The organism is Thermodesulfobacteriota bacterium (assembly GCA_040757775.1).
Taxonomy (GTDB): domain Bacteria; phylum Desulfobacterota; class UBA8473; order UBA8473; family UBA8473; genus UBA8473.
In genome coordinates, this window is record JBFLWQ010000032.1 from 1 (window position 1) to 21,667 (window position 21,667).

Here is a 21,667-nt window from a genome sequence, read left to right on the forward strand (position 1 = left end):
TAGGTCCGCCGCTCGTCTTCTATCCCAGGGGAGATATTCCGACTCCAAATTTACCATTTCTCCGAGGACAGAAAAGTGGACAATTCATTTGTTACAAAAGCGGACAATTCTATTTGTTGACAACATAAGAAAAGTTGATTACTTCCTTATTTCTGTAGGATTTATAGTATCCGCGTCTCCTTTCTACTTTATCGAAAGATATTTTGTTCATATAAACCAAGGTAGTACATTGAGAAGTATAGCAGATACCATGTTGCTTATCAGTCCAAAGTAACTAAATAATTTCCCTTGACAAAAATAGATTGTTGATAGAAAATACACCGATAAATTAGGCACGTAGCTCAGGGGGAGAGCGCTACCTTGACGCGGTAGAAGTCGGCGGTTCGAAACCGCCCGTGCCTACCATTTTATGTGAGGTTGAGTAAGTATCCCTATTCTCATAATGGTCATTAAAAGGGCATCATAATAGGGTCTTGTTTGTGATGCCCTTTCTTTTGGCTGGATCAACGTATTGGAAAATAGAATGGCTGATATGGAAAAAATAACAGTTAAATTTCCTGATGGATCTTCAGGTGACTTTCCTAAAAGAAGTACCCTTCTTCAAATAGCAAAGAGTATCGATAACGGTTCTGGAAAAAGCTATATAGCCGGGAAGGTTAACGACAAGCTTGTTGACATGAGTTTCCCTTTACTCGAAGATGCAAATCTGGAGTTTATAACCCCTGATTCTGAGATGGGACTGGATATCATAAGGCATAGTGCATCCCATGTAATGGCTCAGGCAGTTAAAAAACTTTACAAAGGGGTAAAGATTACCATTGGTCCTACCATTGACAATGGATTTTATTATGACTTTGACTATGGAGAGAACTTTTCCCCCAATGACCTTGCCAGGATTGAGTCTAAAATGCAGGAGATTATACACCAGGATTTACCTATCATAAGGAGGGAAATCCCCAGAGAGGAAGCTATAGAAGTGTTTAAGAACCAAGGAGAGATCTATAAGGTGGAACTCCTTGAGGAAATCTCAGATGAGTTTGTTTCTGTTTATATTCAGGATGACTTTATAGATTTATGCAGGGGACCCCATCTGCCTTCCACTAGTAAGATAAAGGCATTTAAGTTGACTAACCTTGCTGGAGCATATTGGCGTGGAGACGAAAAGAATAAAATGTTACAGCGTATTTACGGGACAGCCTTTTCAGACGCCGAAGCACTGGAAGATTACCTACAAAGATTGGAGGATGCAAAGAGAAGAGACCATAGGAAGTTAGGTAAAAGCCTGGACCTCTTCAGCATAAATGAAGATGCCGGGGCTGGACTTATTATCTATCACCCTAAAGGGGCGATGCTCAGATCAATCCTTGAAGATTTTGAAAAGAAGGAACATCTTAAACGGGGTTACCAGTTAGTGAGAGGCCCTCATCTATTGAAATTAGACCTATGGGAAAAATCCGGACATTTTGAAAACTATCGCGAAAATATGTACTTTACAGAAATAGAAGGGCAAAAGTATGGTATAAAACCTATGAACTGTCTGGCTCACATGCTTATCTACAAATCTAAAATCAGAAGTTACAGGGAATTACCTCAAAGATATTTCGAATTAGGTACCGTGCATCGCCATGAAAAATCAGGTGTTCTCCATGGCCTCCTCAGGGTTAGAGAATTTACCCAGGATGATGCCCACATATTATGCACACCTGACCAACTGGAACAAGAGATAAAAGGCGTTATTGATTTTGTGGAAGATGTAATGAAAATATTCAAATTTGAATATGAGATGGAACTCAGTACCCGTCCTGAGAAATCAATTGGCAACGATTTGGACTGGGAAAAAGCAACATTGATCCTGATGCAGGTCATGGATAAAAACAGGATACCTTATAGTATAAAGGAAGGTGAGGGGGCTTTTTATGGTCCAAAGATTGATGTTAAATTAAAAGATGCCCTTGACAGGAAATGGCAATGTGCTACTATTCAATGTGATTTTGTCTTACCGGAAAGGTTTGATTTGACTTTTATCAATAGTAATGGTACTAAGGAAAGACCTGTTATGCTGCACCGTGTTATTTTAGGTGCTATGGAAAGGTTCATAGGGGTATTGATTGAACATTATGGAGGAGCATTTCCAACCTGGTTGGCCCCGGTACAGGCGATTGTATTAACGGTCACCGATAGAACTATGAGCTTTGCCGACGAAGTTTATAATCAGTTGACTTCCAGCCTGCTTAGGATTGAGAAAGACTTTCGAAACGAAAAACTGGGGCTTAAAATACGTGAGGCCCAGTTGCAAAAAATACCTTATATGTTAATCATTGGTGACAAGGAAGTAAACGAAGGGGTTGTTTCTGCTCGAGTGCGTAGCGGTGAAAAACTAAAGTCTATGAAAATAAATGAATTTATCTCATTGGTACAGGAGGAATGTCAGAACAGGGGGTGAATAACGAGATTAAAAAAGTATTAGTTAATGAAAAGATTAAGGCACCTGAAGTCAGGGTTATAAGTTCAGAAGGGAAACAGCTAGGCATAATGCCTTTGAAGGAGGCTTTAAGCGTTGCCATGGAAGACGGCCTGGACCTGGTTGAAGTAGCTCCGAATTCAAATCCACCTGTTTGCAGGGTAATGGATTATGGAAAGTTTAAATATAAACAGAGTAAGAAGATACATGAGGCTAAGAAAAGTCAAACTACTTTTCAAGTAAAGGAAGTAAAGATAAGACCGAACACAGAAGATCACGATATCGAATATAAAGTAGGTCATATAAAAAGATTTTTGGGAAGTGGCAATAAGGCTAAAGTATATATAGTCTTTAAGGGCAGAGAAATTGCATACAGAGAAATGGGTGTAAATATTCTTAATAAAATTGCAGAAGAGGTTAAAGATATGGGGGTAGTTGAGCAACAGCCAAAACTTGAGGGTAGAAATATGGCTATAGTTATTGCCCCAAAACAGTAGAGATTGAAAGAGTTCTTGAGGGAGTTGAGTTATGCCTAAATTAAAAACCAATAGAGGGGCCGCAAAAAGGTTCAAGTTAACAAAAAATGGTAAAATAAAGAGAGCCAAGGCCTTTGGGAACCACATATTAACGAAAAAATCTACTAAACGTAAAAGGGGGCTGCGGCAAGCAGGATATTTGGATAAGGTTGACATAAAGGTTGTTAAAAAGCTTATACCATATGCATAGGCTAATTGCTGGAAAAAAAGAGGATTAAAATGCCAAGGGTAAAAAGAGGAAATAAAAGAAAAAATAGGAGAAAGAAGATATTAAAACTGGCGAAAGGATATCGTGGCGCGAGGAGTAAACTGTTTAGAACTGCATCTGAAGCCGTTGATAGGGCTCTGAATTATGCCTATAGAGACAGACGAGCCAGAAAGAGAGAATTCAGAGGGCTGTGGGTTACCAGGATTAATGCTGCTGCAAGACTAAATGGGACTACATATAGTAGACTAATTCAAGGGTTAAAAAATGCGAAGGTCAGTATCGATAGGAAAATCCTTGCCGAATTAGCTGTATCTGATCCAATAGGGTTTTCAAAAATCGTCCACCTTACCAAAGGGAACCCCTAAAGCCGGCCTTTAAGATTTCCATCATTTAAAAGGTGTCCGTATACACATTTGAAACCCCCTTGAAGCTTTTAGGAATTCTGAAATAACAAAGGGGGTTGTGTTATGATTTTTAGCCCGGCTTTGTTTTGTGATCAGAGTTAAGGGCACTTTCGAAGGTTTTGTATGAAAGAAGATTTAGAAAGACTATTTGCCGATGCGTTAGAAAAACTGAAGGGTGCAATAAGAGAAATACAAGTAACCGAAATAAAGACAGAGTTTTTAGGGAAAAAAGGCAAAATTACAGCCTTCTTGAGAGGATTGGTTAATATATCGCAAGAACAAAGACCCGTTATAGGACGTCTTGCCAATGAGATAAAGATTTCTCTGGAAGAAAAGATAAAAGAGTCTTTAGCGGTCATTCGAGAAAGGAAAAGGAAGGAAAATCTGCTCCATGAAAGGTTGGATATAACCCTACCGGGCAGAAGGGTACCCATAGGTAGAAAGCATCCTATTACTGAGGTCTGCAATGAAATTGTGGGTATCTTTTTGGGTTTGGGTTTTCAAATCTCTGAAGGTCCTGAAGTTGAGTTAGACTATTATAATTTCGAGGCACTGAATATACCGAAAGATCATCCTGCAAGGGATATGCATGACACATTCTATATATCTGATGAGGTGCTTCTCAGAACCCATACGTCGCCTGTCCAGATTCGGGTGATGGAAAAACAGAGTCCACCTATTCAGATTATTGCACCAGGAAAGGCATTTAGATGTGATTCTGATGTCTCTCATACCCCGATGTTCCATCAGGTTGAAGGGTTAATGGTAGGAAACGATATTACATTCGGTGACTTGAAGGGTATTTTAACCATCTTTGTTCATCAGATGTTTGGTGATAAAACCAGGTTGAGGTTTCGACCGAGTTTTTTCCCTTTTACCGAACCCAGCGCGGAAGTGGATATACAGTGTGTTATATGCCGGGGAAAAGGATGCAGAGTCTGTTCCTTTTCTGGATGGCTGGAGATTCTAGGGTCTGGCATGGTTGACCCAGAGGTTTTTAAAATTGTAGGTTATAACCCGAACGAAATAACAGGGTTTGCCTTCGGTTTGGGTATAGAGAGGATTGCCATGTTAAAGTATGGGATCAATGATATCAGAATGTTTTTTGAAAATGATATGAGATTTTTAGGGCAATTTTAGATCACTCTCTGTACAGTTGGGGTATTGAATGAAAGCAAGCTTGAATTGGCTAAGAGAATATGTCGATATTGATCTTGCTCCTGACGAGTTAGGGGAAGACCTTACTATGGCTGGTTTCGAAGTGGAGAACATATCAAAGGTAGATGCCAATTTAAACAATGTAGTTGTAGGCAAGATAGTCTCTTTAAAACCCCATCCAAATGCCGATAAACTCTCTTTGTGCCAGGTGAGCACTGGTGTAAATATATATAATGTTGTATGCGGTGCTGTAAATATGATCTCTGGAGATTATGTTGCTTTGGCTTTGGAGGGAGCTCTGCTGCCCAATGGGATGAAGATTAAAAATACCAAGATCAGGGGAGAGCTATCCCATGGAATGATGTGTTCTGAAGAAGAGTTAAAAATTGGGAGAGACTCCAGCGGTATAATGATATTAAGGAATAACCTTGAATTGGGAAAGGATATTACTTCTGCTCTTAACTTGGATGACTATATCTTTGAAATCAATATTACTCCAAACCGCCCAGATTGCCTGAGTATAATAGGTATAGCCAGAGAGATAGCCGCAATTACAGGTAAAATTTTAAAAATGCCAAAAATAGAGTTTAAAGAGGGGAACAGAAAGATTGATAAAATGACATCAGTGGAGATCCATGCCCCTGAATTATGCCCCAGGTATTCTGCCAGTTTGATTACTGATGTTACTATTGGTTTATCCCCTTTTTGGATGAGAAGAAGGTTAGAATCCGCTGGAATACGTCCTATCAGTAACGTGGTAGATGTTACCAACTATGTTCTTATGGAATTTGGTCAACCCCTTCATGCCTTCGATTTCGATCTCTTAAGCGGAAAAAGAATAGTGGTTAGACGGGCAAATGATGGTGATATTTTCACTTCACTGGATGGCATGGAAAGGCACCTGTCTAGTGATACACTGATGATTTGTGACGGAGAAAAGCCGGTGGCTATCGGTGGCATAATGGGTGGTTTGAACTCGGAGGTTTCGGAAGGTACCTCTAATGTCCTCATTGAAAGTGCATATTTTAATCCGACTAATATTAGAAAAACCTCTAAAAAGCTAGGTTTACAGACAGAGGCTTCCTATAGATTTGAAAGGGGAGTAGATTATGGGGGGGTAGTTAAAGCCTTGAATAGAGCTACCCAATTGGCTTTGGAATTCTGTGGTGGAAAGGCTGCAAAGGGGGTAGTAGACCAATATCCATCCCCTATTTTTCCTAAAGAGATTCCCTTGAGTATAGATAAAGCCAATAAGATACTGGGGACATCTCTGAAAAAAGGGAAAGTAAATAGATACCTTAAAAGTATTGAACTTGATGTCAAAGATTTGGACAAGGATAAAGTGATTGTTAAAATCCCATCTTTCAGGATGGATTTGCATCGAGAGATTGATTTGATTGAAGAGGTGGCAAGATTAGACGGTTATGATAATATTCCTACCACTACACCTGTGGTAAAGGTTAACGCTGCCAGTAAAAATCCACTCCAGGTGTTACAGGACAGGGTTAAGGACATTCTTGCCTCAATGGGATACTACGAGGTTGTAAATTACAGCTTTATCTCTCCCGTTTCAGCAGCCCTGTTAAATCTAGATGCTGAACATCCCTATAAGAAATTCATCAGCATAAAGAATCCCCTTAGGGAAGATCAGTCAGTTATGAGAACTACTTTGATTCCAGGACTTCTCAGCACTATGAAGACAAATGTTTACAACAAGAATTTAAACTTAAAGTTATTCGAATTGGGGGCGGTGTTTTATTCCGTCAAAGGAGAGGAACTTCCCAGAGAAAAAAAGATGCTGTCTGCCCTCGCAACTGGGCTAAGATATGGCGAATCCTGGAGTTTTCCAGTAGAAGGGGTTGATTTCTATGATATTAAAGGTAGCCTGGAAAACCTTTTTGAAGGGTTAAATATCATGAACTTCAATTTTTTATCCACTCCAGACATACCGTACTTACACCCTGGAAAGTCTTCCGTAATCATGGTTGACAATAATGAAATCGGTACCGTGGGCGAGGTTCATTCTGCAGTTCTGGAAGGTTACGAACTCTCCAATGCTGTCTATATATTTGAACTCGATTTTGATCTAATGATCAGACACACCTTTGGTGATAAAAAGATTAAACCATTATCAAAATATCCACCAATTTACAGGGATATTGCATTAATAGTAGACGAGAGTGTTCAATCCAAGGATATCTATAATGCTATCGGTAAGCTTAGCAATAAACTAGTTGATAGTATACGGGTTTTTGATGTATATAGAGGAAAGTCTATACCCCACGGAAAAAAGAGCTTGGCTTATCGAATTAAATATCAGTCATACGAACGAACACTAACGGACAAAGAGGTTAATAGTATCCATGAAAAGCTGGTATCTAACCTAGTAGAGAAAACAGGGGCCAGGATAAGGGAATAATAATTGGGGGAGGAAGAAAAAATGACAAAAGCAGATATCGTTGAAAGGGTCTATGAGAAGGTTGGAACCTCTAAAAAGGAGTCGGCAGAGATTGTAGAGACGGTTCTCGATATCATCAAAGAGAATTTGAAGAACGGTGAAAAGGTAAAGATCTCCGGTTTTGGGAACTTTTCTGTCAGGAAAAAAAGACCCAGAAGGGGTAGAAATCCACAAACTGGTGGTGAAATCGAAATCACAGCCAGAAAAGTCCTTACTTTTAAACCCAGTCAGGTATTAAAGAAGGTCTTAAATTCTTAAATAGTTAGAGCAATATTTCCCTATCCTTTGCGTTGTCCGTTATACTAGACATTTCAATATCCATTGCTCTATTGTCATTGAACTTTTCAGTTTTGAGAAATACAATGAAAAACGAAGGGCGTGGGGCAAATCGAATAGACAATCCTATACCTGAAAAATTATACTTTAAAATCAAGGAAGTAAGTGAAGTTACAGGGGTAGAGCCATATATATTGAGATATTGGGAGTCCGAGTTTAATATAATTAAGCCCTCCCGCACCAAATCCAAACAGAGATTATATAGAAGAAAAGACCTGGAATTAATCTTAGAAATAAAAAAACTCCTTTATGAAGAGCAATTTACCATTGCAGGAGCCAAGAAAAAACTCAAAGAATCCAAATTGCATGAGGATAAAGGTTGTCAGATGGAACCTTCAAATGGAGAATACAAAAACCTTTTGAAGGATGTTAAAAAGGAATTAAATATAATTAAGGATATTCTTGAGTAAATCTGAATGATTTTGCGGGACGTGGCGCAGCCTGGTAGCGCACCTGAATGGGGTTCAGGGGGTCGCTGGTTCAAATCCAGTCGTCCCGACCAATCAAACTCATTTCAAACTCTTCGAAGCCTCTCTTTTGACTGAGAAGCAAGTAAGTCATATCTGGGGATAAATAGAGGGGGGCAGGTCTTGAATTGTGAATGCCCCTTTCTGCCTAACACCTATAAGTTCTCCCGTTGTCAAGAGAAAAAAAGAGTTTGCAAAGCCGGTCATCATTTTCGTTAGTATCAAAATTTTAGTTACGAAGAGGAGGGGTAATATGAAATTTTTAATGGTTTTAATCTCATGTATTGCATATTTCGCTGTGCCTGTTTTTGCTCAGGAGCCTTCAGGGATGGACATTATGAAAGAACAAAAAAAAAGACACGAAGCAACTCAGGAGTATGAGAGTATAAAAATGGTATTGATTGACAGCTCTAAGAACAAGGAGGCTCGTGATTTGAAGCGGTATGCCAAAAAAGACAAAGCGGGGCTTTTTAAATATCTTGCGCGTTTTGACGGTCCTGCAGACATAAGAGGAACAGCATTATTGACATGGGAGCAAAAAGGCAGGGAAGATGACCAGTGGCTTTATCTTCCGGCATACGGACAGAAACTCAAAAGGATTGCAGGCGGAAATAAAAAAGGCTACTTTATGGGAACTGACTTTGCCTATGAAGACCTTCGTCCTGAGAAACTCGAAGACCATACATATACTGTTATAAAAAAAGAGAAATTTGAAAATCAAGACTGCTCTGTTATTGAAGCATTACCCACAACAGACGAGGAGAAAAAGACTAGCGGTTATTCAAAACGAACCCTCTGGGTTACAGTTGATACCCTTGTTACATTAAAGGTGGATTTCTATGACCACAGCATGAAACTGCTGAAAACTCAGACTGCATATGATATAAAGCCTATAAAGGGAAAGATGATGCGTGCAAATAAAATATTGATGACACATCACCAGAACAATCATCGTACCTTAATGGGACTGTTAGAGCGGAAACTAGACGAGAACATAGATGATTCTATATTCACGGAACGGGCGGTTGTAAGTTTTAAATAGAGCATTCATGTCGAGGAGCCGGTAAAGAAGAGAATGAAAATATTCTTAACTTAAGAGGGGAGAGTTTTTGAAGTCATTCACGGGAATTACAGGAGAAAATAATAGCTATTTGCGGTCCTTTATTAGGGAGAAAGGGCTATAGTCATGAACATGGAAAAAATAGTAAGGCTGTCATATGACAGGCCCTGGATTGTAGTTATTATAACTGCCATCCTAACTGCTGTGCTTGCTATTCCTGCGCTTAGTCTCCACATAGATGTTTCAAGCGACAGATTTATGGCAAAAGGCACTCCTGAAAAGACCAAGTATGAGGATACAAAAAAGGTTTTTGGTTCCGACATCCTCTCTTTTGTTTATATCAGGGATCCAGAGTTATTTACTGAAAATAAACTAACCCGTCTTAGAGCCATGTTTAACCAGCTTGCCAATATTAAAGGTGTTGAGAAGGCGGAAAGCCTGTTCACAATCAATAATATTAAAGGCGAGCAGGGGGTTATTGATACAGCACCTCTCCTTGATATTATACCTGCTGATCCCAATGAACTTCAGAAAAAGCAGAAAGACGCTATTGACAATCCGATCATCAGGAAGAGTTTTATTTCTCTTGATGGCAAATCTACGGTTATATCGCTTTACCTCAACAGGGATAAAAAAGACTATAAGTTCGACAGAAGAATAAAGACGGCTATAGAAAAGGTTACTGCTACATATAAAGGCGAGTTTCAGGAGATTTTCCAGACAGGCGCGCCCTACGTAAATACCTCTATGTCAGAGTATATCGTTGACGACCAGCTCGTATTGGTGCCGATCGCTGTGTTCGCTTTGCTTTTTGTTATCCTGTTGACCCTGGGTAATATACACGGGGCAATAGTCCCTATAGTCAACGCTGGCATAAGCATTATCTGGACATTCGGCTTTATGAGATTGTTCGGTGTACCGATAAACCCCTTAACTGCAATTGTGCCTGCCATTATGATTGTCATAGGGGCAACAGAAGACACCCACATGATTGCCGAGTTTTTGGAAGCCACAAAAAAGGGTGAATCTCCGAGAGAGGCAGTTCTCGTCGGCATAGGAAAAAAGCTCAGCACAGCGTTCTTCTTAACTGCGTTTACCACAGTTATCGGATTCGGCTCTATTGCCTTTAATGATGTGATCATTCTTCAAGATTTTGGAATTGCATCCGGCTTGGGTTTCTTCTTGAATTTCTTTGTGACAATAACCATGACGCCTGTATATCTGAGGTTTTTTGGAAAGCAGGTAATGGCAAAGGGTTTCCATGGGGAATCAAAAGACACCAAAATCCTTGAGAGAATCGTGAGGACAGTGACTTATTGGGGCACTCAGTATAGAAAAAGGATAATAGTCATCAGTTCTTTACTGCTTATTCTATCAATAATCTTTACATTTTTTATATACGTGAATAACGATGTTATTTCGTATTTCAGAGCAAGTTCGCCGATTGTCCACGCTGCCCAGAAAATGCATGATAACTTGTCAGGTCAAAATCTGTTCTATATCACTATTGATAAGGATACGGGGGATTTCAAAAAGGCAGATAATCTGAAAAAGATAGAGGATATCAAATCCTATTTAAGAAAGTTCAACGTATTTGATTCTGTCCTGAGTCTTCCGGACTATATAGCTCTTGTCAACAAGGGGATGCAGAACGGAGATCCGGCTTTTCATAAAGTCCCTGATTCTGACAGCCTCGTAGCCCAGTATCTTTTGTTTTTCCAGCGCAGTGATATAGAACGGTTTGTCTCAGGCGATTACTCAAAGATAAATATCATGGTTCGTCACAATATAAACTCTTCCACACAGCTTAATGTACTTGTGGATAAAATAAGAAAAGACCTGAACAGCGGGCGCTTCGGCAATTTCAATAAGGTATTGGTCACAGGCGAAGGGATTTTAATTGCAGAAGCTGCTGAAAGCTTTATATCAGGACAGGTGTCTTCTCTTCTTTCAACAGCATTAATTATAACGGCGATAATGGGATTTCTCTTCCTATCCGTGAAAGCTGGGCTGATAGTTCTGATTCCGAACCTTCTGCCGGTCTTTATATTATTCGGTCTGATGGGTTTATTAGGCATTCCCCTAAACGCCGGAACTGTTATGGTAGCTGCAGTTACGATAGGAATTGCTGTTGATGACACAACTGTATTTATGGTCCTCTACAATCAGAATCTTAAAAAGTATGGCGATGAAAAACGGGCACTTGAGGATACACTTGTATCTGAGATTAAGCCTATATTCATTTCAAGCGTTTCACTAGCTGCAGGGTTCGGCACATTAATTTTCTCAAAATTTGTTCCGATAGCCCAGTTTGGGGCATTGAGTGCATTTGTTATGATTATCGCATTTGTTACAGAACTTTTTATAACCCCGCTTACACTCTCGTCTGTCCGTCTTATCACATTATGGGATGCTATAGGGCTTGAACTTAGAGATCGTCTTATTGAAAAATCAGTGCTCTTAGAGGGATTCAGCAAGTTTCAGATCAGAAGGCTTATCCTAATGTCGCATATAATAGAAGCTAAGGCAGGAGAACATATAATTCGCGAAGGCGATACCGGCGATAAGATGTATCTTGTTGTAGACGGCGAAATGTCTGTATCAAGACAGGTCAAGGGACATCGGACATTTATTGCCAGCTTAGAACCGGGAGATGCGTTTGGCGAGATTGCACTGGTGAGCAGTCAGCCAAGGACAGCGGATGTCTTTGCTGTAACTAATGCAAAACTCTTGTCGTTAGACTGGAAAACGCTTGAGAGGCTGCGCCACCTGAGTCCGTTCGTTACCTCAAGACTTTTCTTGAACCTCTCAAAGATTTTAGGGGCCCGTCTTACAGAAACTACGGAGAAAATGGTATGCCGTTTATAGCTTTCTGCCTTGCAATTATTATATGCGTTATGTTTCCGCCGAGTCTTTTTGCTCAGGATAAAGGTCCGAAGAAGATTGATGACCTTGATGCCCTGCTCTCTTCAGAAAAACCTCCAAAACAGGAAGACAAAAATCCTTTTTCTCGTGCTTTTAAACAGGCAAAATGGACGTGGAGTGTGACAGGATATAACTTTACCCAGAACAACGAACATCAGGATGAAAGCAAAGGAGACGACACAAAGTTATGGCAATCTTACACCCAGTTGTCAATGGATACATGGTTAGAATTGGCAGGATATGAAACCAAGATTGACCTGCTTTTTCAGTATGGCTCCGAGAAAGATCAATACACTTCCAATCGCGTTGCATATTTTTCACAGTTATACGTGAAGAAAAAAATTGATAAATCAGACTTTATTGCAGGCTATAAATATATAGAGGACGGGATCAGCACACTTTATTCGCCTGCAAAGCGGATTGCAAAGTATGATATTGACCATCCCACTGATCCTGACAAGCTGGGTGTCTGGCAGTTGTCATGGACATATTACTATACAGGCAACAACAGCACTGAAGTAAGAATACTTCCTTATTTTGAAAAGTCGAGATACCCTCCTGAACCGTCCCGCTGGATGGCAGGTAAAGGTGATTATGATCTGGTTGATACAGATCTGCCCGGAAAGGCTGGTGAGGATTACCAGATTACAGAGGGGAAAATACGTCATAGCTTAACAGACTCGGGCTTTATGATTAAGCAGAAGATGACTGTTGAAAGCATTGATTTTTTTGTAAGCGCATATACAGGATATCTGCCTGCGCCGGCGCTGAGACGCCTCAGAGAAAACGAATATGAAAAAGTTTATATAAAGGGTGGTATCATCGCAGGAGGGTTTTCAACGACATACGGCAAGTGGGAATGGCATGGAGAAGGCGTCTGTCAGATTCCCGAAAGCCATAAAGAAGATACATATCTCAACTACGTATTCGGGACAGAATATGACCTTAATACATTCCTGAAGATTGATGCAATAGACTCTGCAAAGCTTACTTTTGAATATTCAAACGAATTGGTTATTGAAGATCAGAACCATCCTGAATATCCTGTAAATAACCGGTCTGCACGTTTCGGCCGCAACGCAATATACCTATTGCAAAAAGTTGATATTGATGACAAAAATAAGGTTTCTTATTACTGCATTTATAACATTTCCAAGAAAGACAATACGCACCGCTTAAGTTATGAACATAAATTCAAGGGAAGCAATTTCATAGAGGCGGCATTTGAATGGTTTAATGGTGAAGAGAAGACGCATTTCGGCCGATGGGATAAGAACGATAGGTTTATAATCCGATACACCAAGAAATTCTGATTAATGCCTGTCCCCACTGACCCCATCATACTAAGTATCTTTCAATCACATCTATACACTCTTTATTATTTTCCAGGGTAGCAATCGATAATGGTGTTGCACCCCTTTTATTCTCAACTTTAAGGGTATCAGGTGCCTTTTCGAGAATAAACTCCAGGCATTCTGTTCTACCTTTCTCAGCAGCTATAAAAGCAGGGGTTGCCCCGGTGTTATCCTGAGACCTGATTGTATCATGCCCTTTTTCAAAAATAAACTCCAGACACTCCTTTTGTCCCTTTTCAGCAGCTATAAAAGCAGGGGTTTTTCCATCATTGTTCGGGGTCATTAATGTATCAGGTGCCTTTTCAATAATAAACTCCAGACACTCCTTTCTGCCTTTCTCAGCAGCTATAAAAGCAGGGGTTGCTCTACTGCTGTCCTGAGACCTGATGGTATCAGGCTCTTTTTCAAAAATAAACTCCAGACACTCCTTTTGTCCCTTTTCAGCAGCTACATATGCAGGGGTTTTCCCGTTGTTATCCGGGGTTTTAAGGGTTTCAGGCACCTTTTCGAATATAAATTCGAGGCATTCCCTTTGTCCCTTCTCAGCAGCTACAAAGGCAGGGATTTCCCCGTTGTTATCCGGGGTTTTAAGGGTTTCGGGTACCTTTTCAAATATGAATTCGAGGCATTCCCTTTGTCCCTTCTCAGCAGCTACATATGCAGGGGTTTTCCCGTCGTTATCCGGGGTTTTAAGGGTTTCGGGTACCTTTTCAAATATGAATTCGAGGCATTCCCTTTGTCCCTTCTCAGCAGCTACATATGCAGGGGTTGCTCCTGGTGTTACACCCCTTTCAGTTTGAGTTTTCAGCGTATCAGGAGCGTTTTCAGCAATAATCTCAAGAAAATCCTTGAAGCCCTTTTCAGCAGCTATAAAAGCAGGGGTTGCCCCATCCCTATTCTTGGTACTAAGACTCTCAGGTGCCCTCTCGGCAATAATCTGTAGACATTCCTTGTAGCCCTTTTCTGTAGCAAAATAAGCAGGTGTGTCTCCGGACCTGTGACGTGTGGAAAAAGACTGAATTGAAATCTTTTTTAGCTTTTGTAAATCCTTATTTAAAATTAGTTCTCTAACCTCATCATAGGATAACACCTTCTTTTTTCCTAAAAGATCAAAAAAACCCATTTTAACACTCCTTTTTTATATTACATTAGAAACCTGAATTGGATATATATCATAAACAACAATTTATTACAATAGGTTTTAGCAGTGTAAGCTCAGATAATACCCATAAAAAATGGTTAATGTGGTGGCTCTACTTCCGAAGCAGGTTTTTTTGAACAGCCTCCAAATATTTTGTATAATTAAAACCAGGGCTGCGTTCCCTTGTATGGCACCTAAGACAGACATCTTCACTTACACTTTTGACTATATCTTCCCCTCTTTGGTGTTTATCTCCTGGCCCATGACACTCCTCACATTGTACATCCTTGAATTTTCCTAAACTGCCCGGGCTTGAAAAACCACCTTTCCTACCATATCCAGTAGTATGGCATCCTATACACTCCAAATCGAACTGCTGGTTTTTATTGACCAAACTTTGGTATGCCCTGGCATGTTTGGTCTCTTTCCAGAGTTTATATTCTTTTAGATGGCATGTTCGACAAACCGTATCCCCTATAAAAATATTGGTTATCGCCACCTTTCCCTTTTCTGGGCTGTAGGCTTGAAGTTTCTTTCTGTAAAAGTTGTTCTCTGTGGCTATTTGGGAGATGCCTTTTTTATAGTTCTTGATTAAATCATTAATCTCTTCATCCTCTTTTATACTATCCCCTAAGGGATAAATCACATTTTTATATGTAGCCTTTTTAATAAAATCTTCTGCCTTTACATTATTGTGAAGGGTCAAATCTAATATCCCAAGATACTGTCCCTCTTTGTATGCCTGTAAAATAAGGGTGTTATTAATTATAATGGGGGGATCGAGTTTCATTTTGTCATGCCCGCCGATAATTATATCTATCCCCGGGATTCTTTTCGCCAATTCCTTATCATCAAAAAGGCCAAGATTAGTCAGAGCTATGATTAAATGGGTTTTACCCTTTAACTCGGAGACTAGTATTTTTGCGGTTTCAAAAGGATTTTTAACGGTTAAGTTACTTGATGTATCTTTACTAAATCTATTCTGGATATCCGGGGTAATTAAACCAAATATACCAACCTTTAACCCGTTAATATCTTTGATAATATAAGATTGAAACATGGGCTTCTTAGTATTCTTATCTATCAAATTGGCTGAAAGGAATGGAAATTTAGCCAACTCCGCCTTCTTCATCAAGTATTTTGCCCCAAGGGCTAAATCATAATCCCCGACATTGAAGGCACTACATCCAATTCTGTTGAAGGATTCGATAATCAGGTCTGCCTTTAATTTAAGCTGTTTTTTCAGGGATTCATCCAGGTAGTAGTCCTTGAAGAGAAGATTACCGGAATCCAGAATGAGGAGGTTCTCTCTTTCCTGTTTCAGTTTCTTAATATAGGTTGCCTTCCTGGCAAGACCGCCATGTCTGTTATTCCCTCACCCACAGGGATCGGTTTCACCTCGGACATCATTGGTATAAACAATGGTAATCTGATATGGCTTAGCAGCAAAGGCATTTGTTGGGAGAGCGAAAAGAGACAAGATAAGTAAGCTTATTATTAAAGCAGTGATAATCACAGTACAACGGGGGATAGGTCTTGTTTTTTGATATTTCATTTCTTATCAACCTACTTAATGTAAGGTAATTAAGAAAAGGGAAGCTTACTTATTTCCGATTGCAATCTTTTTTTCTCTTGACAGCGGGAAGCATTATAAGTGTTATGCGCCCTTAACGGGCTCGCTCTTTTCGTAGACAAATTCGGGATCAAGATCCACGCCTTCATCCCATTCGATTGTGTCAAACGCCACTCTTGCACGCTTGAATTTTTCGTAGTCGCGGAGTTTCTTGAACACCCCAAAATCCAAATACGGCTTCATGTCGAGAAGCCTCTTTTCTCCTGTATTGAGAACGATGTTGAGCGAGAAATCCTTATTAGGCGTTACCTCACTGACAGATGGATACATAAAAACCTCCTATTGCAACGGCTGAATTTTGAAGGGGTCCTCCCCATTCATGACAAGCTTCCAATTCGCCAGCAGTTCTTCCTGATGTAATTCAGCCCACGCCAATGCCAATTTAGCCTGTCTTTTCGGCAGATCACCGGTCAATAATTCGCAGGTAAGAATATTCACAGTCGCCTTGTACTCATTGTAGTAAACATGAAAATGAGGGGGACTATGCTCGCCTGGAGCAAAGTACATACGGACAATTATACCGTAAAACATTGAAATTGTAGGCATGATAGTCTTCAATCTTATATTAAACAATCAAATATGGAAGAATGAGCTTTGTTTTTTCTATATTTCAATAATATAAGATGTTATTATTGGAATCAATAAAAAATTCAGGCATGATCCTCAGTTACCTATTCCTCGGTATACTCTCTTTAAGAAGCATCCCCTCTTGCCCTTGAACCAAATACCCGGACTTCGTGTACTCTTACCTTTTGCGATACAAGGGATTTAAATTTTTGTACAACTTTAAGGTCTGTTTCTTTCATTTAAGCTCCCTCACCGCTTACTATTTATAACTTCATTTTAACCCATTTTTTTGGGTCTGGCCAATTAGCATTATAATGGAAAAACTTGTAGGGTGCTTTTGCTCTTGTATACGACCAATTCCAATCTTCATGTATTCCTTCTTTGCAATATTGATGCAATAGTGGATTCAGGTTTCTGTAAATGTTTTCGCCAATACAGATTCCATTAGCATCTGACAATGACTGCAATTTTGAAGCGCGGTTTGCTGCACCACCAACTACGGTAAGAAAATTTGAATTTTTAATCCCTATTCTGGAAACAAGTACCTCTTCCATATCAATACCAATTCTAAAGTTAAGTATTGGTAACACTTCATTGATAAATTTTGGATGGATATCGGTCAACATTATATACCGCATTGCCATTGCCGATTCAATTACATCTCTGACAATAAGAAAGTTATTTCTCGTTTCTGTCCCAAAAATTGCCATGATGCCGTCTCCTGTATTTTTCTCAATTTCTCCATTCCAGTATCTTGCGATGTACATCATTTCAGGAATAATAGTATTAAGCATATATAGAATAACCTCATTGCTGAGCTTCGATGCTGTTGCAGAAAAATCTTCTAAGTCAAAAAACAAAATTGCTGCAACCATCTTTTTAGCACTTCCAATGGGAACGGCTGTAATTTCTGGCATCGTAAGCCCGTTAGTAATATTTCTTATGCGTTGTATTTTCTGTCGAGTTTGTCTTGCCAGTCTGTTGCGAATTGAACCATAAAATGACGGATTCCATTTCTTTGTTAGAGGAGATTTTAAGTCTTTTAAGAGAGATTTAATCGGCCTTGGTTGCTGTAAAGAGTATGGAAAGATAGGAGGCTTCGAACTTGAAGTAAATAAATGTTGTAAAAGTCCAGACCAATCCTTCGGCGATATTTTAGAGTCTTGATACATAAACTATAACTCCTTTTAGTAGTACCAGTATAAGCAATGCTAACAAACCTAAATTGATTGCCCTTATGCTTTGCTGCATATTCTTCATCTTATTATTCACTCCAGTTGCAAGGATATGAGCTTGCCCCATTGCATCTGAGAGTGCTTCTTCATAGGACAAATCGGATTCCTTCTTTGTGTATTCATTTAAAGACATTTCCGCAACATCCCCGAAGAACATAAGAGATTTATAGCTAATACCCTTGAAACCTGACGATAAAAAAGGATTAATTACTTTAAATACAAAAGCTATTGAAACAATGCTCGTAGCAGCCATAATAATTAAAAGAACATTTGCAGCATAGTAAGCCCATACTGACATAAGGTACAAGGCAATGATTGAAGTGTATTTTAGTAGTATAGTACCAATAATTATGCCATTCCATGCAATAATTATTGAAGTTTTTCCATTGGTCGAGTTTATATAAAAATCATAACGTGAAATCTTCTTGAATAATAGGTCTATCTTCTCTTTTGTATCCATTAGCTCCATTTTTAATTGCCTTCGGTCATAAATCTACTTGTGTATTACAGTAAAAAAAGTTTTTACCCGTTTACTACAAATACATTAACAACCATTGGTTTCTTCTCAATATATCATCAAATATCTAAACTGTTACAAGATGCTTATGAGTAATAGTAAGAAATTCAGAGAAGTGTCTGTGATAGTAAGAGTCAGTAGAAGTATAATCTAACATTCCCTCTTGTCCTTCTTTTATGAATTGTTTTTCTAATATACGAAAGGTTAATGCTTCAGCAATCACTTCAGCAAGAACCGCATGATAGAGAGGAGAATTTATCCCTGGATGAACTTGTTCAATTGGCTCACCCAAATACCTGCTAATTGAAGGGTGTCTTGCGGCAATCAGCAATAGATATAGTTCTTTATCGTCCCATTTATATCTGACCCCCCCAAAATAATCATCCACTGGTTTAGGTCGTTTAAAGTCTATTCCACTTCGAGGTTCACGTTCCTCGACTATGACACGAGTATGCACAGGTTCAAATCCTTTGACTCGAGCGGTTATGGACCCTTTTGTTTTTAACTGGCGCCCAACGATTTTACAATTTCCAGCCAGTACCATCGGGTTATCGGTTTCTCGTAATAAACATTTTCCTCCTCCTTTTACTACAATTTCAGCAGGATGATCAGAGATAATTTCTGCTTGGATTTGATTATCCAATTTAGCTGTAGGTTTTAACCGCAGAATTAAGGTTTTCTCTTTATTGATTTGTAAATGATACTGAGGCTTCTCAAAAGAAAGGCCATCAGGAACTTCAGGAATAGGTGGTGCTTCAATAACATTCACAAGCATCAAATTATCGTACCCATCATAACGCACTTCAATAAATGCTTCTGTTTCAATTTTAGAACCTTCTACGGTAAATGTGGTTGTCCCAACTTTTTTATCTTCTGAAAATTTTTTTAAAAACACTGGAGATGTGCGAATTTTAATATTATCAGGGTCACTGCTGACAACATCTACTGGTAGAGACTCATCTAAAGCTTCGTAGTGCTTTACTACAATGGAAAATGTTTTGGGTTGATCCACTATAATAGGTATCTCACCGGGCGGAATGATATGTAAACCAATACTAAGTTTTTTAATTCTTGGGTCATCAATATCTCCTGTCGGGATTTCTTCCTCCAGTTCAGTTAATTTTTTCTCGAAAACCTTTGAAATCTCTTTCGAAAGATTATCTAATTTCCTCTCAAGATTTTCATCTGTAACACTTCGTTTGGGAGGCGCTTCAGTAGCTTTTAGTTCCTCAATAAAAGGCCGTAAAATTTCCTTACATTTTTTATAAAGTTTTTGGGAAAAAGGGTGTTCAAGTATCAACCCATCGCGGAATGGGTCCAATAAACGTATTGGGTTGTTTTCAGGATGTTTAGGATTATCTGGGTTTGCTTCTTCCCTATCGTCATATTCACGAATTAAATTATCAATAATTTCGCAATATAACTCGCCCGTAAACCTCCATGAAAAAGGCTCTGATTCTAACCCCAAATAAGTGCAGTCGTGTATTGCTGCTGCACTTTTAATCAAAATTCCCTCTCTATATGGAAGAGTGCCTTGCTCAAAAGAACTTGTATGTTTACGAATAACGAGATGGGCTGTAACTCCAGAATATCCGGGGATTGAAAAACCTTTATTAAATACCACTTCACCGGTGGGATATGTATAACGCAAAGGATCTCCCCTATTCTTATTTAGATCTACAAGTACTACTTCTCTTCTGGCATCAGAAAATAAGTCTCGCAGACTATAATATCGGGAAAAATCTTTTATCAAAGTTTCATGTTGCGGGATTGTAAATCGGCTTTCAACCTCAATAGTAACTACCGTGCCATTACCTCTCGGTATGCCAAGTTTTTTCCTTATTTCCTCAGTTACTTTCTTAGGTCGAGACTCTGTGAATTTACATTTTAAGGAGGGAGGGATGATCAAGTGATTGTACTCTTCATCTTTAATGCTTTCAAAATGAACAACTCCAAAAGCAGCAACATCTCTTGCCCCTCGCCCATGAAGGCCACGCCGAAGTTTTCCTGTTTCAAAACCTGAAGTTCTTTTACCTAATTTACCAAGTTTATTGAACATCTCCTCTCTATTCATCCCACCCGCCCTATCTCGCACTATTACAGTAGAAGGTTGTCCTTTTTTTCTCCTCTCGATTTCTATCCGTGTTTTTCCTGAAACATGTTTCCCTTTATCCTCTATGTCTCGATAACTGTCATCGGCGTTCGTAATCAGTTCAACCATCCCACGCTCAATTTCCCTCTCATTGCTTTTTCCATATTTTGGCGTTTATATCGCCGAGTTGTACCTAGATCCCATTCAGTTGGAATTTCAACTTTTGGCATTTTTTACACCTCCTTTCTTTTCTAAAAGTGAGGCAAACTTATTTCTACAGAAATTTACATAAGTTTTAACTTCTTCCTTTCTCAGTTCTTCGGCTATAGAATAAAGTTGATCTAATCGGTCGCTTAAAACTTCTGCTCTAGTGTTTACAGTGCAGACAAGTGATTCAGCAAACTCAGGATGTGAAATTTCTGCTTGTTCTCCATAGTCCATAAACTTCTTGAAGGCAACACTTCTTATCAGTTCCTTTACTTTTCGGTCTGCAGGTAAGCGGTCTCCCATTGGAATATGGATATCCAAAAATTTTTCGATTCTAGCTTTATTGCTTTCTACCCATTTAAGCCCGCTACCAGTCAATATCCATCCACTAATTTTTTTACTTTTTGAATCGTTAAGTAAATCTTTCAACTTTCGTGGTGTCGTTTCTCTTTTTCGTTCACTTCTTCCATCAACCAATGCACCATATTTTGGTTTCTTAGCTGCTTCTAATGCAAATCGAGCTGGCGCAAGATCTGGATACTGTGGATATTTTACCCATGAAAACTTGGATGGAGCTATTTGATAAGATTTTAAAGCAACGTCTTCGGTATGAATACGCTTTTGCCATCCGCCTAAGAGATAAAGGGCATAGAGAACTATATCTTTATCGCTTATCTTCTCTATTTTATTTCTTTTCATTTCGCCTTACTTTCTTAATAAAATCCTTTTTAATAGCCTCATTACAGCTTAAACCTTTCCCTCTTTCCCGCCAGAAACTTTGCCTTCGTCAACTTCAGCTGCTTATCAATCTCTGAGAAAATCTTATTTACCTCTTCCTCTGTATACTCATAAGAACTTTTATTAGAGCAATTTCCGAGTATCCTTATTTTTTCAAGGATATCATTAG

At 39.2% G+C, this 21,667-nt stretch carries 21 protein-coding genes and 2 tRNA genes; 14 read left to right on the forward strand and 9 right to left on the reverse strand.

The features are described from left to right. From AB1401_14140 to AB1401_14205, 14 genes are all read left to right on the forward strand, one after another. Positions 1-274, forward strand: a 274-nt coding sequence (locus AB1401_14140; GenBank protein MEW6616592.1) for a hypothetical protein, incomplete at its 5' end; no start/stop codon positions are given. A 56-nt stretch (positions 275-330) separates the two neighbouring features. Then, positions 331-405, forward strand: a tRNA-Val gene (locus AB1401_14145). A gap of 127 nt (positions 406-532) precedes the next feature. Next, on the forward strand, positions 533-2,443 hold the full coding sequence (gene thrS / locus AB1401_14150) for a threonine--tRNA ligase (GenBank protein ID MEW6616593.1): 1,911 nt from the start codon (positions 533-535) through the stop codon (positions 2,441-2,443). After that, positions 2,425-2,958 (forward strand): translation initiation factor IF-3, encoded by a 534-nt coding sequence (gene infC / locus AB1401_14155; protein ID MEW6616594.1) that lies wholly within the window; start codon positions 2,425-2,427, stop codon positions 2,956-2,958. Before thrS ends, infC begins: the two co-directional genes overlap by 19 nt. A gap of 31 nt (positions 2,959-2,989) precedes the next feature. Then, positions 2,990-3,187 (forward strand): 50S ribosomal protein L35, encoded by a 198-nt coding sequence (rpmI, locus tag AB1401_14160; protein MEW6616595.1) that lies wholly within the window; start codon positions 2,990-2,992, stop codon positions 3,185-3,187. 29 nt (positions 3,188-3,216) lie between these two features. Continuing rightward, on the forward strand, positions 3,217-3,570 hold the full coding sequence (gene rplT / locus AB1401_14165; protein ID MEW6616596.1) for a 50S ribosomal protein L20: 354 nt from the start codon (positions 3,217-3,219) through the stop codon (positions 3,568-3,570). Between the two features lie 162 nt (positions 3,571-3,732). Further along, entirely contained in the window at positions 3,733-4,749 is a 1,017-nt protein-coding gene (pheS, locus tag AB1401_14170; GenBank protein ID MEW6616597.1) for a phenylalanine--tRNA ligase subunit alpha, read from the forward strand. A 28-nt stretch (positions 4,750-4,777) separates the two neighbouring features. Next, positions 4,778-7,186: a phenylalanine--tRNA ligase subunit beta gene (gene pheT / locus AB1401_14175; GenBank protein MEW6616598.1), complete on the forward strand. Its 2,409-nt coding sequence runs from the start codon at positions 4,778-4,780 to the stop codon at positions 7,184-7,186. A gap of 21 nt (positions 7,187-7,207) precedes the next feature. Continuing rightward, the gene (locus tag AB1401_14180; GenBank protein ID MEW6616599.1) at positions 7,208-7,483 is read left to right on the forward strand and encodes an integration host factor subunit alpha; all 276 of its coding nucleotides are present in this window, start codon (positions 7,208-7,210) and stop codon (positions 7,481-7,483) included. Between the two features lie 104 nt (positions 7,484-7,587). Further along, entirely contained in the window at positions 7,588-7,971 is a 384-nt protein-coding gene (locus AB1401_14185) for a MerR family transcriptional regulator (GenBank protein MEW6616600.1), read from the forward strand. A 15-nt stretch (positions 7,972-7,986) separates the two neighbouring features. Next, positions 7,987-8,063 (forward strand) — tRNA-Pro (locus AB1401_14190). Between the two features lie 218 nt (positions 8,064-8,281). Beyond that, the gene (locus tag AB1401_14195) at positions 8,282-9,070 is read left to right on the forward strand and encodes an outer membrane lipoprotein-sorting protein (protein ID MEW6616601.1); all 789 of its coding nucleotides are present in this window, start codon (positions 8,282-8,284) and stop codon (positions 9,068-9,070) included. Positions 9,071-9,214: 144 nt separating this feature from the next. After that, positions 9,215-11,956 carry an efflux RND transporter permease subunit gene (locus tag AB1401_14200; GenBank protein ID MEW6616602.1) on the forward strand — a complete coding sequence of 914 codons (2,742 nt, stop codon included), beginning with the start codon at positions 9,215-9,217 and terminating at the stop codon, positions 11,954-11,956. Continuing rightward, positions 11,944-13,326, forward strand: coding sequence for a hypothetical protein (locus AB1401_14205; GenBank protein MEW6616603.1), 1,383 nt, complete (start codon positions 11,944-11,946; stop codon positions 13,324-13,326). The genes AB1401_14200 and AB1401_14205 overlap by 13 nt, the downstream gene beginning before the upstream one ends. A 25-nt stretch (positions 13,327-13,351) precedes the next feature. Here AB1401_14205 and AB1401_14210 read toward each other — a convergent pair whose 3' ends face one another. The 9 genes from AB1401_14210 to AB1401_14250 all read right to left on the reverse strand — a co-directional run bounded on the left by AB1401_14210 (position 13,352) and on the right by AB1401_14250 (position 21,459). Then, the gene (locus AB1401_14210) at positions 13,352-14,491 is read right to left on the reverse strand and encodes an ankyrin repeat domain-containing protein (protein MEW6616604.1); all 1,140 of its coding nucleotides are present in this window, start codon (positions 14,489-14,491) and stop codon (positions 13,352-13,354) included. Between the two features lie 130 nt (positions 14,492-14,621). Continuing rightward, complete coding sequence (locus AB1401_14215; GenBank protein ID MEW6616605.1) at positions 14,622-15,626, reverse strand: multiheme c-type cytochrome; 1,005 nt, start codon at positions 15,624-15,626, stop codon at positions 14,622-14,624. A gap of 258 nt (positions 15,627-15,884) precedes the next feature. Further along, entirely contained in the window at positions 15,885-16,064 is a 180-nt protein-coding gene (locus AB1401_14220) for a hypothetical protein (protein ID MEW6616606.1), read from the reverse strand. Positions 16,065-16,166: 102 nt separating this feature from the next. Beyond that, positions 16,167-16,412, reverse strand: a complete 246-nt coding sequence (locus AB1401_14225) for a DUF2442 domain-containing protein (GenBank protein ID MEW6616607.1) — start codon at positions 16,410-16,412, stop codon at positions 16,167-16,169. Positions 16,413-16,421: 9 nt separating this feature from the next. Further along, the gene (locus AB1401_14230) at positions 16,422-16,688 is read right to left on the reverse strand and encodes a DUF4160 domain-containing protein (protein MEW6616608.1); all 267 of its coding nucleotides are present in this window, start codon (positions 16,686-16,688) and stop codon (positions 16,422-16,424) included. A 284-nt stretch (positions 16,689-16,972) separates the two neighbouring features. After that, a complete protein-coding gene (locus tag AB1401_14235; protein MEW6616609.1) occupies positions 16,973-17,881 on the reverse strand; it encodes an adenylate/guanylate cyclase domain-containing protein in 909 nt (302 codons plus the stop codon). Beyond that, entirely contained in the window at positions 17,865-18,404 is a 540-nt protein-coding gene (locus tag AB1401_14240; GenBank protein MEW6616610.1) for a Pycsar system effector family protein, read from the reverse strand. Before AB1401_14240 ends, AB1401_14235 begins: the two co-directional genes overlap by 17 nt. Positions 18,405-18,528: 124 nt before the next feature. Next, a complete protein-coding gene (locus tag AB1401_14245) occupies positions 18,529-20,682 on the reverse strand; it encodes a hypothetical protein (GenBank protein ID MEW6616611.1) in 2,154 nt (717 codons plus the stop codon). A gap of 87 nt (positions 20,683-20,769) precedes the next feature. Next, positions 20,770-21,459 carry a hypothetical protein gene (locus AB1401_14250; protein ID MEW6616612.1) on the reverse strand — a complete coding sequence of 230 codons (690 nt, stop codon included), beginning with the start codon at positions 21,457-21,459 and terminating at the stop codon, positions 20,770-20,772. Positions 21,460-21,667: the final 208 nt, after the last annotated feature.